The organism is Aeromicrobium sp., assembly GCF_032084975.1.
Lineage (GTDB): Bacteria > Actinomycetota > Actinomycetes > Propionibacteriales > Nocardioidaceae > Aeromicrobium.
Window position 1 is genome coordinate 1 of record NZ_DAMDLR010000072.1, and the last position, 12,249, is coordinate 12,249.

Below are 12,249 nucleotides of genomic sequence, written 5' to 3' on the forward strand. Positions count from 1 at the left end.
TCACCGCGCCGTGGTGCGCGGCGCGCAGGCCGTGGCGTCCGACGAGATCCGCCAGGGCCCGGGCGTCGGGCGCATGCACGAGCGCCACCGCGACACCGTCGACCACCGCCCGGATCGACGTGACCGACGTCCCCTCGCCGGGCTCGACCACCGAGGTGAGCAGCGCGCCGACCCGGTCGGCGTCGAGCTCGCCCGTCGGCGTCGCGACGACGAGATCGAACGAGCCCGGGAGCTGGGCGTCCAGTTCCCGCAGGCGGGCGGTCAACGTGCCCGCGTGGCTCTGGCGGCCCAGCAGCAGGTCGGTGAGCAGGCCACGCAGCGAGCTCTCGCGATCGGCCACCATGAACCGGCCGGTCGATTCGTACCCGTCGTAGATCGCCTCGGACAGCTCGTCCAGCACGGCGAACCAGACGCGCACCAGCGAGGTCACGTCCTCGACCGTCACGTCGTCGCGGAACCGGTCGGAGATCTGCTCGAGGAAGACGCTGGCGGCGACGCGATAGGCCCGCAGCACCGCCGAGAGGGGGCGACCGTCGCGCGCCCGGACGGCGCCGACGCCCCGGAACAGACGGATGTCGTCCTGGGTGAGGGCACCGCCCTCGGCCCACAGGTCCAGCACGCGCCGCACGGTCCAGACGATGATCGAGCGGACCTCCTGCAGCTGCCGCTCGTCGAGGCTCGCGTACGCGGGGATCTCGCGCGAGATCGTGGCGATGAAGGAGTCGACCAGCTTCGCCTCGTCGGCGATCAGGCTCGCGCCGATGACGCGGCGGTGCTCCGTCGGCATGGCCCTCCGATTCGTTCTGCCTGACAAAGATCGTTATCAGGTGATGACAACGGTACTGGCCCCGGGCGGATGCGTGGGCGACCGTGATCCCCATGTCCTTCCGCCCTGATGTCATCGTCGTCGGCGCCGGCCTGGCCGGACTCGTCGCCACCCATGAGCTGGCGCGTGCCGGCAAGCGAGTCCTCGTCGTCGAGCAGGAGAACCGCGCCAACCTCGGCGGCCAGGCGTTCTGGTCCTTGGGCGGGCTGTTCTTCGTGGACAGTCCCGAGCAGCGCCGAACCGGGATCAAGGACTCGGTCGAGCTGGCGAAGCAGGACTGGCTCGGCTCCGCCGCGTTCGACCGGCTGCACGACGAGGACGTCTGGGGCCAGCGCTGGGCCGAGGCGTACGTCGCGTGGGCGGCCGGTGAGAAGCGCGCCTACCTGCGCGACCTGGGTCACCGGGTCCTGCCCATGGTCGGCTGGGCCGAGCGCGGCGACGGGTCCGCCTCGGGTCACGGCAACTCGGTCCCGCGCTTCCACCTGACGTGGGGCACCGGGCCGCGCCTGGTCGACACGTTCGCGCAGCCGGTGCTGGCCGCCGAGGACCGCGGACTGGTCCGGTTCGCCTTCCGCCACCAGGTCGACGAGCTGCTGACCGCCAACGGCGCCGTCGTGGGCGTGCGCGGATCCGTGCTGGAGCCGGACGACTCGGCGCGCGGCGTGAAGTCGTCGCGCACGGTGGTCGACGAGTTCGAGCACCACGCGGACGCGGTCGTCGTCACCTCCGGCGGCATCGGCCACAACCACGCGCTGATGCGCGCGAACTGGCCCGTCGAGCGACTCGGCGAGGCACCCGAGCACCTGATCTCGGGCGTGCCCGCGCACGTGGACGGGCGCATGCTGGCGATCTCGGAGCAGGTGGGCGGGCGGATCGTGAACCGCGACCGGCTGTGGGCGTACACCGAGGGCATCGTCAACTGGGACCCGATCTGGCCCGATCACGGCATCCGCATCCTGCCCGGCCCGTCCTCGCTGTGGTTCGACGCGAACGGGCAGCGGCTGACCGGCATGTCGGGCGTTCCCGGCGCGGACTCGCTGGGCGCCATGAAGCAGATCCTGGCGACGGGCCACGACTACTCGTGGTTCGTGCTCACGCAGTCGATCATCGAGAAGGAGTTCGCGCTGTCGGGCTCGGAGCAGAACCCCGACATCACCGGGCGCGACATCAAGTTCCTGCTCAAGAGCCGCCTGGCCAAGGGGGCGCCCGGACCCGTCGAGCGGTTCAAGGAGCACGGCGTCGACTTCGTGGTGGCGTCGTCGCTCGACGACCTCGTGGTGGGGATGAACGAGATCGGCCGTGGGCCGCAGCTCGACCCGACGATCCTCGAGCGCCAGATCGTCGCGCGCGACCGCGAGTTCGACAACCCGTTCACGAAGGACGTCCAGGTCATGGCGATCCACAACGCCCGGCGGTCGCGGATGGACAAGCTGGTGCGGGTCGCCAAGCCGCACCGGATCCTCGATCCCGCGCACGGCCCGCTCATCGCGGTGCGCCTCAACATCCTGTCGCGCAAGACGCTGGGTGGGCTGCAGACCAACCTGGACTCGCAGGTGCTGGGCGATGACGGACTGCCCGTCCCCGGCCTCTACGCGGCGGGCGAGGTCGCCGGGTTCGGCGGCGGTGGCGTCCACGGGTACAACGCCCTCGAGGGCACCTTCCTGGGCGGCTGCATCTTCTCGGGCCGCGCCGCGGGCCGCGCCCTGGCGCACTCCTGACCTGACTCCGGGCTCCTGACTCCGGGCTCCGCCCGGACGAGATGTGTGGACTTGCGTACGTTCTGAGCGTCCAGAAGGTACGCAGTTCTCCACATTTCCTGCGCCGCTCGGCCGTGGCACGCTGGAGTCAGGCCTCGGGAGGTGTCCATGCTCGCTCGGCTGGTGTCGGCCGTCCTGGGTCTCGTGCTGGCCTTCGGGCTCGTGCCCGCCGCGGCCGACGACCCGCGCCTCTCGAGCATCCCGGCCGCCGAGGTCGACATCGCACCCGGGACCCGCGCCTGCTTCCCCGGCGCCAACCCGGGCGAGACGCGCCTGTTGACGTGCGAGTACGGCTGGCGAGGGCCGCGCATCCTGGCGATCGGGGACTCACACATGCGGGCCCTGTCGCCGGCGCTGCGACGGCTGGCCGAGGAGGGCAGGATGCGGGTCAGCCTGATCACCCGCTCCCGCTGCGGGTGGACGTCGCGCGTCATCGAGAACGACACCGCGTGGATCCGCGACGACTGCCAGTCCTGGCGGTCCCAGGTGACGAGGTACATCCGCCGGCAGAAGGACGTCCGCGCCATCGTCACCCTCCACCGCGCCTCGCCCATGGCCGGCCGGCCTGCCCAGCGCGGCCCGGACACGGTGCGGTCGTGGCGCGTGGCACTCAGGCGCACCATCCCTGTCATCGCCGTCTCGAACGCCGCGAACTGGGACTTCTCGGGTCCGATGCCGACCGAGTGCCTGCGCCGCAACCGGGCGCCGCGGCAGTGGCGGAACTGCTCGGCACCCGCGCGCGAGGTCATCGAGTTCGACTGGACCGCGCCGTCGGTGGCCCTGGCGCGGCGATCCTTCGGCCCTCGGGCCGCGTTCCGGATCGGCCTGCGCGACACCCATTGCCCCGGACGCGTGTGTCGGGTGGTCACGCCGAACGGCCAGATCATGTACCGCGACCACCAGCACGTGACCGCCACCTACGCCCGTTCGCTCGCGCCGCTGCTGCTGAGGCGGCTCGAGGCCACCGGCGTCGTGTTCGGTCGACTCGCGGGCCTGCGCTCACCCGGTGCCGCCGCGGGAGCCCGGGTCGGCTGGCTGGCCGTCGGTCCCGCGTCCCGCGGCCGAGATCTGTAGCTCGGAGGCGACTTCGTGGCAAACTGTCCTCGGGAGGTGCCCATGATGACTCGGCTCATGGTCGTGCTCGGCCTGTGCGTGCTGCTGCTGGGAGGGCTGCCGGCGACCGCCGACGAGCCGAGGCTCTCGAGCATCAGCGCCGCCGCCCGCGACGTGGCGCCGGGAACCCGCACCTGCTTCAGCGGCTCGGCGCCGGGCGACACGCGGCTGCGTCCGTGCGAGTACGGCAGCCGTGGCCCGCGCCTGGTCCTGATCGGCGACTCGCACCTGCGGGCCCTGTCCCCCGCGTTCCGCCGCCTCGCGCAGGAGCGGAAGGTCCGGGTGACGCTGCTGATCCGCTCGCGCTGCGGGTGGTCGACGCGGGTCATCAAGAACCCCTTCCCGTGGGTGCGCGACGACTGCCAGGCATGGCGCGCGAACGTGACCCGGTACCTGCGCCGCCAGCGCGACGTGGCCGCCGTCGTGACCAACCACCGCTCCTCGACCATGCCGGGCACCCGCGCGCAGCGCGGACCGGACACGGTCAAGGCCTGGCGCCCGGCGCTGCGGCGCGGGATCCCCGTCATCGCGATCTCGGACTCCGCCAACTGGGTGCTGACCCGCCCCTCGCCGCTGGACTGCCTGCGCCGCAACCCCCACCATCGCCAGTGGGGCAACTGCGCCGACCGCACCGCGAACGTGATGTGGTTCGACTGGACCGCGCCGACCGTCGCGCTGGCCCGCAAACAGTACGGGCGCACCGCGGCGTTCCGGATCTCGATGCGCGGCCGCTACTGCCCGCAGCGGACGTGCCGGGTCGTGACCCCGCGGGGCCAGATCATGTTCCGCGACCGCCAGCACCTGACCGCCACGTACACCCGTTCGCTCGCACCGTTCTTCGAGCGCCGGCTGCGTCGCATCGGCGTCCTGGACTCATAGGAGCAGCTGGCCCACCACGGCCGAGAGGACGACGGCGGCCCAGATCGGCACCCGCCCCCACCACTGCGAGGCGAACACCGCGGCCGCGATCAGGAGCGTCCCCACCGAGATGATCCCCTGGGTGATCACCGGGTCGTACAGCGCGGCGGCGAGGATGCCCACCACCGCGGCGTTCACCCCCATGACCACCCGTCGGGCCGAGGGAGCCTGGCGGAGACGGTCCCAGAACGGCAGGACGCCGACCACGAGCAGGCCCGCCGGCAGGAACACGGCGACGAGTGCGATCGAGGCGCCCAGGACACCGCTGGGGCCCGAGTCCATGCTGGCGCCGAGGTAGGCGCTGAACGTGAACAACGGACCGGGCACGGCCTGGGCGGCACCGTAGCCCGCGAGGAACGTGTCGGCGTCCATCAGTCCGGCCTGGACCGTCTGCGACTCCAGCAGCGGCAGGACGACGTGGCCGCCACCGAACACCAACGCTCCGGTGCGGTAGAAGATGTCCGCCAGCCTCAGGGTGGGATCGTCCGTGATCGCCGTCAGCACTGGGAGCGCGATCAGCAGGCTCGTGAAACCGGCCAGCGCGATGATGCCGCCGCGATGCGAGACCCGGGCGAGGTCGCGGACGGCTCGCGGCTGATCCGCACGGAGCCACAGCCACCCCGCGACGCCGCCGAGGACGATCACGCCGATCTGCGCGACCGGGCTGGCCACGACGAGGAGGACGCCCGCGCCTGCCGCGGCGATGATGATCCTCTTGAGGTCGGGAGTCAGGGTGCGCGCCATCTGGATCACGGCCTGCGCGACGACCGCGACCGCCGCTGCCTTCACACCGTGCAGCCAGCCGGCGCCGCTGACGTCACCGAACTCGGCGACCCCGTACGCGAACCCCACCAGCAGGATCGCGGACGGCAGCGTGAACGCGACCCAGGCCGCCAGCAGGCCGCCCCAGCCCGCGCGACGCAGACCGATGACCATCCCGACCTGGCTGGACCCCGGACCCGGCAGGAACTGGCACAGCGCCACCAGGTCGGCGTAGGCCTCGTCGGTGAGCCAGCGTCGCCGTTCCACGAAGGCCTCGCGGAAGTAGGCCAGGTGCGCGACCGGCCCGCCGAACGAGGTCAGCCCGAGGCGCAGGAACACCCAGAAGACCTCGGCGACCGATCCCGGGCGGCTGCGCCGTCCCGCTGCGGGTGGTGTCATCGCGACCATCATGGCGAGCCTGTCGATGCCCTGCCGGTCGGGGGTGCCGTCGTGACCGAGGCGACGCACGCGACGGCGGTTTCGCGATCCCGCCGCGTCGTAGCGTGTCGATGTGACCACGCGTGCGGGGACCGCCCGATGACCCACCTGCCCGACGAGAACGCACCCGAGGCCGGGCATCGACGCGACGAGGCGGGCCGGCTGGTCGTCGGTCGCCACGCCGATGTCGTGGCCGCCGCCCGGGACCCCCGGGCCTTCTCGAACGCCGTGTCGCGCCGCCGGCAGGTGCCCAACGGCCTCGACGGCCCCGAGCACGCCGAGTTCCGCGCCCTGCTCGACCCGTTCTTCGACGCGGACCGCATGCGGGACCTGGAGCCGGAGCTGGCGTCCCTCGCCCGCGAGACCGTCGCCGCCGTGGCGGACGTGGACTCGTTCGACGCGGTCGGCGATCTCGGCTCCCGCTTCGCCGTGCGGGCGCAGTCACGGTGGCTGGGCTGGCGCGCGGGTCTCGAGGACGAGCTGCTGGGCTGGGTGGCGGACAACCGTGCCGCCAGCCGCTCCGGCGACCGCGGACGCACGCAGGAGGTGGCCGACCGCTTCGACGCGATCATCCACTCCCTCCTGGACGAGCGCCGTGGCCCGGACGCACCGGACGACCTGACGGCCGAGCTCATGCGGCTGCGCCGCGATGACGGGTCCCACGTCGGCGAGGGCGACCTCGTGTCGATTCTGCGCAACTGGACGGGCGGCGACCTGTCCTCCCTGGCCCTGTGTGCCGGGGTCGTCGTGCACTGGCTGGCGACGCACCCGGACGCTCAGTCGGCACTGGCGGAGGCCGGTGACGCCGAGCTCGACGCGGCGATCGACGAGATGCTCCGGCTGGACGATCCGTTCGTCGCGAACCGCCGGGTCGCGACGGCGGGCACCACCGTCTCGGGCTGTCCCGTCGCCGCCGGGGAGCAGGTCCTGCTGGACTGGCGCGAGGCCAACCGCGATCCCGAGGCCTTCGCCGATCCGGGTGGGTTCGATCCGCACGCGCACGCGGCCGCGAACCTCGTCTACGGCACCGGACCGCACGTGTGTCCGGGCAGGCCGCTGGCCACGCTCGAGCTTCGCGTCCTGGCGCGGGCCCTGCTGGCCGCCGGTCGCGTGGAGCTGGACGAGTCGCGGCCGGCCGTGCGCGAGGAGGCACCCGTCTCGGGCTTCCGCTCCGTGTGGGTTCGCCTAGCCGACTGACCGCGGGTCAGCCGCGGGCGACCGCGGGACTCCAGCGCCGGACGCCGGCCCACCAGTCGATCGGTCGGTAGGCGCTCGAGGCGCGGTCGGTGGAGGTGACCGCGACACGCACGGTGCCGGGGTCGCCCAGGCACGGCGCCGTCGGCATCGAGAAGCGCGTGGTCGTGAGGCCGACCGGGGACAGGTCCCCGTCGATCGAGCACGCCAGCGGCGAGCCGTAGCTCCCCCAGCCGGTGGCCCGTCGGACCACCGGGTTCCCCGGGCCCACCTCGATCAGCCAGTCGGGACTCGCGTCGCCGTCGGTGTCGAGGTGGACGTCGAAGACACCGGTGCGCGACACCGGGCGGGGCAGGTGTCGCACCGTCACCGACAGTCGCTCGGTCGTGTGGTCGACCGCGACGGCCCGGATGTCGGACCACCACCGGACGGCGTCCGGCCCGTCGACGAACCGACGTGCCGGGGCTCGCGTCGAGCGCTGCGCCAGCCAGGGCGTGAACGAGCGGGCCCCGTTCGGCAGCCGATCGCGAAGGACCGATCCGAACGCCTCATAGCGCTTCAGATCGCTGAAGCCCTCGGTCGCCGTGCTCACCTGGACGCGGACCCGCCTGCTGTTGATGCAGCCCTTCTTCTTGCGCACCGTGATGGTGACGGGCGTGAAGCCCTTCTGCCACCGCGAGTTGATCCGCACCGTCCTGTCGCAGGTCCCCGGCTTCCCGTACGGGTTCGGGTTCCACCTGCGCTTCGCCGCCTTCGAGCGATCGACCTTCCACCGCCGCATCGGTGTCGACCACCCCTCGCTGTAGCGCCCGAAGCCCACTTGCAGCTCGGGACCGGGACGCCTGCGGTCGGTGTCCAGCAGCAGGACCTCGGTGCCGTTCAGGTTGCCGCGGCTCCGGCTGCGATACGTGACCCGGACGGCCTTCTTCGTGTGCTTGACGTGGACGGACGCGAGGTCGAGGTAGGGCAGTCCGGCGACGTCGTTCGCCCGGTCGGCCCACGAGCCCGACTGCGCCGGTGCCGGCGTCGCGGTGATCACGAGTGCCCCGGCGATCGCGGTGACGAGGAGAGTGCGCATGCCCCATGCTAGAAAGCCGCCCTCGGCGGGGGCCGAAAACGCCGGAATCACCGGCAGATTCGACACCCATGTGGCCGAGGACGACCCGCGTGACCCGTGGGAGTCGCGCACCACGCCACGATCATGCGCGTGACAGGTCCGTGCCGCCTGCCACGGCGAACCACCTGTTGTCCCGCCGCCCCACGTTGATCGGGTGGTCGAACGCGGCCGAGACGTGACCGCTGGTGAGCACCTCGTCCACAGGACCGCGGGCGGTGACGCGTCCGTCCCTGAGCAGGACCGCGTGAGTGGTCGTCGTCGGCAGCTCCTCGAGATGGTGCGTGACGATGATCGAGGCGAGTCGAGGGTGCGTCTGCTCGAGTGTCGCCACGGTCGCGAGCAGCTGTTCCCGGGCTGCGACGTCGAGCCCCGTGGACGGCTCGTCGAGCAGGAGCAGCCCCGGCTCACAGATCAGGGCACGAGCGACGAGCGCACGTCCACGTTCGCCCTGCGACAAGGTCGGCCACGTCAGCTCGATCTTCTCGCCGAGGCCGACCTGGTCGATCAGGCCCGTGGCACGATCGATCTGCTCGGCACTCGGGCGCCAGCGCAACGGGACCTCGATGGAGCCGGTCAGCCCGGTCAGCACGACGTCCAGCACCGTCATCGGGGACTCGATCGGATGTCGAGGGTTCACGTGGCCGATGGAGCGCCGGAGCGCCTGCAGCTCGACCCGTCCGAGTCGGTGGCCGAGGACGTCGACCGTCCCCGACGTGGGGTGGATGAGCGCCCCGCAGAAGCCGAGGATGGTGCTCTTGCCTGCGCCGTTGGGACCGATCAGCGCCCAGTGCTCGCCCGGGTTCACGGTGAAGCTGACGGAGTCGAGGATCGTTCGCTCCCCGCGCCGGAACGTGACATCACGGACGTCGACGGCGGGCGTGTCGGGGGCGGGACGGCTCACGAGAGCGACTCCTTGAGGAAGAGCAGGTGCTCGCGACTGCGCCGGGCCGCCTCCTCGCCCGCTCGGGCGGCGACGGCCTGCGCGATCGCGGCGTGCGCCTCGTGGTCACTGCTCGCCGAGTCGCCGTCGCAGTTCACCCGCACGCCGGGCCGCAGGTGCAGCATGTCGATCATGGCGGCCCGGACGCGGGCCGCGAACCCATCGAACAGATCCAGCAGGACGTCATTGTGCGCGGCCGCCACGACACTGCGATGGAAGGCCATGTCGGCTGCCACGAACTCCTCGACGGACTGGGTGTCCGGCGCGCGCGCCGCCAACGCGTGGTCGATCGCCTCGAGGTCCGTCGGCGTCCGACGATCCGCCGCCAGGGCGGCAGCCTCGACCTCGATCGCGATGCGTGACTCGACCACGTGCACGATGTCGGCCTGTCGCAGGACGCTGTCCCAGTCCGTGCGGGGTTCGAGCGCCCTGACGAACACGCCGAGTCCCTGACGCGTCTCCAGCACGCCCTGCCCCGCCAGCTGGCGGATGGCCTCGCGGACCGTCGAACGACCCACTCCCAGCTGCGGACCGAGAGTCGTCTCCCCCGGCAGCCTCGCGCCGAGCGCCCACTCGCCCGCTCGGACGCGTCCGAGCAGCAGGAGCGCCGTCTGGTCTGCCAAGGACGCGCGCTTCACCTGTTCCACGCGGATGACGCTAACAGGACATGTCTGCTTGTCTGAGGAGTGGTCCGGGGCGTGGCCCGCCGCGATGTGCCGCCGCCTCAGGTGGCGACGGCACATCTCCTACTCAGCGACCGAGCACCTCGGCGGCGTCGACGGCGCCGTGCCGGCTCTGGATGGCCTCCGCAAGGGCGGTCATCTGGTCGTGGGGCACCTCGATGCCCACCTCGGAGAAGCCCTTCTGCAGCTCGTCCTCGACCGTGCCCTCGGTGGCACCGTCCTGCCAGGACGTGACTCGGTCGACGACGGTCTGGATGGCTTCGAGATCGATGTTCGTGTCAGTCATGCCCGGGACGTACCCGGTCCGGCCGGTTGCACGCGTTCGCGCGGACTCGCGTCCTCAGGCGAAGTCGGCCGCCGAGGCGCCGCCGACCGAGCCCTCGGGCTCGCGCGCCATCGGGGTGAAGCGCGAGTAGTGGCCCTGGAACGACACGGCGACCTTGTTGACGGGGCCGGAACGGTTCTTGGCGACGATGATGTCGGCCTCGCCCGGGCGCTCGGACTCGCCGGCGCCGTGAGCGTCGGGACGGTTCAGCAGCATGACGATGTCGGCGTCCTGCTCGATCGAGCCGGACTCACGCAGGTCGGACAGCTGCGGCGTCTTGTCGGTGCGCTGCTCGGAGCCACGGTTCAGCTGGCTGATCGCCACCACGGGCAGCTCGAGCTCCTTGGCCAGCAGCTTGATGTGACGGGAGAACTCCGAGACCTCGACCTGACGGCTCTCGACCTTCTTGCCCGAGGTCATCAGCTGCAGGTAGTCGAGCACGATGAAGTCCAGCCCGTGCTGCTTCTTGATGCGCCGGGCCTTCGAGCGGATCTCGGGCATCGTCATGTTGGGGCTGTCGTCGATGACGATCGGCGCGGCCTGCACGGTGGCCATCGCCTTGCCGATCGCGTCCCAGTCGCGGCTGGACATCGAGCCCGCGCGCATGTGGTGGATCGCCACCTTCGCCTCGGCCGACAGCAGACGCATGGCGATCTCGGCGCCCGTCATCTCCAACGAGAAGATCGCCGAGGTCAGGCCCTGGCGGATCGAGGCATTCCGGACGAAGTCGAGCCCGAGCGTCGACTTGCCGACGCCGGGTCGTGCGGCCACGACGATCATCTGGCCGGACTTGAAGCCCGTGGTGAGCCGGTCGAGGTCGGGGAAGCCGGACATGACGCCCGTGACCTGACCGGAGCGGGTCTCGAGGTCCTCGAGCTCGTCGATGGTGGAGGACATCAGGTCGGCCAGGACGTTGTAGTCCTCGCCCGACTTGGTGCCGTCGACGTCGAGGACCGCCTTCTGGGCACGGTCGACGATGTCCTGGATCTCGCCGGTGCCGGACTGGCCCAGCTGGGCGACCTGCTGGCCGACCTCGACGAGGCGGCGCAGCACGGCCTTCTCGTGGACGATCTCGGCGTAGTAGTCGACGTTGGCCGCGATCGGGACGCCCTGGACGAGGTCGTGCAGGTAGGCGGCTCCGCCGATGCGCGCGATCTCGCCGCGCCGGGTCAGCTCGGCGGCGACCGTGATCGCGTCGGCGGGCTCGCCCCGGCTGGACAGGTCGGTGATGACCTCGAAGATGACCTCGTGCGCGGGACGGTAGAAGTCGCGTCCCTCGAGCAGGTCGGTGGCCGGATCGATCGCGTTCTTGGACAGCAGCATCGCGCCCAGGACGCTCTGCTCGGCCGCCATGTCCTGCGGAGGGACGTAACCGGACCCGGAGTCGGAAGATCGTTCGGACTCGTACAAGTCGGTAACGCTCACGGCACTCCTCGACGCGGTCGGCAGCTGGATTCGAGACTAGGGATCACCCCCGACAAGAACGCTCCCTCAAGGTTCCGTCCGTCCCGCCACCGGTGACCATACGTGCGCGCGGGTCCGGGGTCGAGACAGCGGTGCACAGGGGCTGTGCAGAAACCCGCCAACCCTGTGGAAAACGCCGTGCGAGCGTGTGCACAGTCGGTGGACGACCCTGTGGAAAGCACGACGTGACGCGCGTCACAAGCGGCTCTGACCTGCGTAAACGTTGGTCACCAGGTGTGGAGCGCCGATAGTTTTCCACCTTTCTGCCGGAAAGAGTTTTCCACCACACCCCTGCGGTTGACCGCCGACATGTCGACAAAGCAACCTCACCTTTCACAGGGGTATCGTCGCCCCGTGCAGATCTCCCCCCTCGACCGCCGGATCCTCGCCATCACGGTCCCCGCTTTCGCCGCCCTGATCTGCGAGCCCCTCATGCTGATGGCCGACACGGCGATCGTCGGTCACCTCGGTCGTGCGGAGCTGGCCTCGCTCGGCGCCGCCTCCACGATCCTGTCGACGGTGGTCGGTCTGTGCGTCTTCCTCGCCTACGGGAGCACCGCGACGGTCGCGCGCCACCAGGGCGCCGGTGAGCCACGCCGTGCGCTCGAGGCCGCGCTCGGCGGGGTGTGGCTGGCCCTGCTGATCGGCGTCATCCTCGGCGCCATAATGGCGCTCGCCGCGGGGCCCCTGGGCTCCGCGCTGGCCAGCTCCT

The 12,249-nt window shown here is 71.3% G+C and carries 12 protein-coding genes; 5 read left to right on the plus strand and 7 right to left on the minus strand.

Annotated elements, in window-relative coordinates; translation table 11 throughout:
- The coding region (locus RT323_RS13620; RefSeq protein WP_313409466.1) for a hypothetical protein at positions 1–787 on the minus strand (787 nt) is incomplete at its 3' end.
- A 92-nt stretch (positions 788–879) separates the two neighbouring features.
- On the opposite strand from RT323_RS13620, the gene RT323_RS13625 reads away from it, so the two are divergent.
- The 3 genes from RT323_RS13625 (at position 880) to RT323_RS13635 (ending at position 4,575) form a co-directional block, all read left to right on the plus strand.
- Positions 880–2,544 (plus strand): FAD-binding dehydrogenase, encoded by a 1,665-nt coding sequence (locus RT323_RS13625; protein WP_313409468.1) that lies wholly within the window; start codon positions 880–882, stop codon positions 2,542–2,544.
- A gap of 147 nt (positions 2,545–2,691) precedes the next feature.
- Positions 2,692–3,657, plus strand: coding sequence for an SGNH hydrolase domain-containing protein (locus RT323_RS13630; protein ID WP_313409470.1), 966 nt, complete (start codon positions 2,692–2,694; stop codon positions 3,655–3,657).
- A 42-nt stretch (positions 3,658–3,699) separates the two neighbouring features.
- Entirely contained in the window at positions 3,700–4,575 is an 876-nt protein-coding gene (locus RT323_RS13635; protein ID WP_313409472.1) for an SGNH hydrolase domain-containing protein, read from the plus strand.
- Here RT323_RS13635 and chrA read toward each other — a convergent pair.
- Positions 4,570–5,775 (minus strand): chromate efflux transporter, encoded by a 1,206-nt coding sequence (chrA, locus tag RT323_RS13640; RefSeq protein ID WP_313409474.1) that lies wholly within the window; start codon positions 5,773–5,775, stop codon positions 4,570–4,572. The two genes, RT323_RS13635 and chrA, sit on opposite strands and share 6 nt — an antisense overlap.
- 138 nt (positions 5,776–5,913) lie before the next feature.
- Here chrA and RT323_RS13645 point away from each other — a divergent pair, with 138 nt between their 5' ends.
- Positions 5,914–7,011 (plus strand): cytochrome P450, encoded by a 1,098-nt coding sequence (locus tag RT323_RS13645; protein WP_313409475.1) that lies wholly within the window; start codon positions 5,914–5,916, stop codon positions 7,009–7,011.
- A gap of 7 nt (positions 7,012–7,018) precedes the next feature.
- Here the strand turns inward: RT323_RS13645 and RT323_RS13650 are convergent, their stop codons facing one another.
- From RT323_RS13650 to dnaB, 5 genes are all read right to left on the minus strand, one after another.
- The gene (locus RT323_RS13650; protein ID WP_313409477.1) at positions 7,019–8,086 is read right to left on the minus strand and encodes a hypothetical protein; all 1,068 of its coding nucleotides are present in this window, start codon (positions 8,084–8,086) and stop codon (positions 7,019–7,021) included.
- 121 nt (positions 8,087–8,207) lie between these two features.
- Positions 8,208–9,026 (minus strand): ATP-binding cassette domain-containing protein, encoded by an 819-nt coding sequence (locus RT323_RS13655; protein WP_313409478.1) that lies wholly within the window; start codon positions 9,024–9,026, stop codon positions 8,208–8,210.
- Positions 9,023–9,712, minus strand: coding sequence for an FCD domain-containing protein (locus RT323_RS13660; protein ID WP_313409480.1), 690 nt, complete (start codon positions 9,710–9,712; stop codon positions 9,023–9,025). The genes RT323_RS13655 and RT323_RS13660 overlap by 4 nt, the downstream gene beginning before the upstream one ends.
- A 103-nt stretch (positions 9,713–9,815) precedes the next feature.
- Positions 9,816–10,034: a hypothetical protein gene (locus tag RT323_RS13665; protein WP_313409482.1), complete on the minus strand. Its 219-nt coding sequence runs from the start codon at positions 10,032–10,034 to the stop codon at positions 9,816–9,818.
- Between the two features lie 54 nt (positions 10,035–10,088).
- Positions 10,089–11,426 carry a replicative DNA helicase gene (dnaB, locus tag RT323_RS13670; protein WP_313409486.1) on the minus strand — a complete coding sequence of 446 codons (1,338 nt, stop codon included), beginning with the start codon at positions 11,424–11,426 and terminating at the stop codon, positions 10,089–10,091.
- A 465-nt stretch (positions 11,427–11,891) separates the two neighbouring features.
- On the opposite strand from dnaB, the gene RT323_RS13675 reads away from it, so the two are divergent.
- The coding region (locus tag RT323_RS13675) for an MATE family efflux transporter (RefSeq protein WP_313409484.1) at positions 11,892–12,249 on the plus strand (358 nt) is incomplete at its 3' end.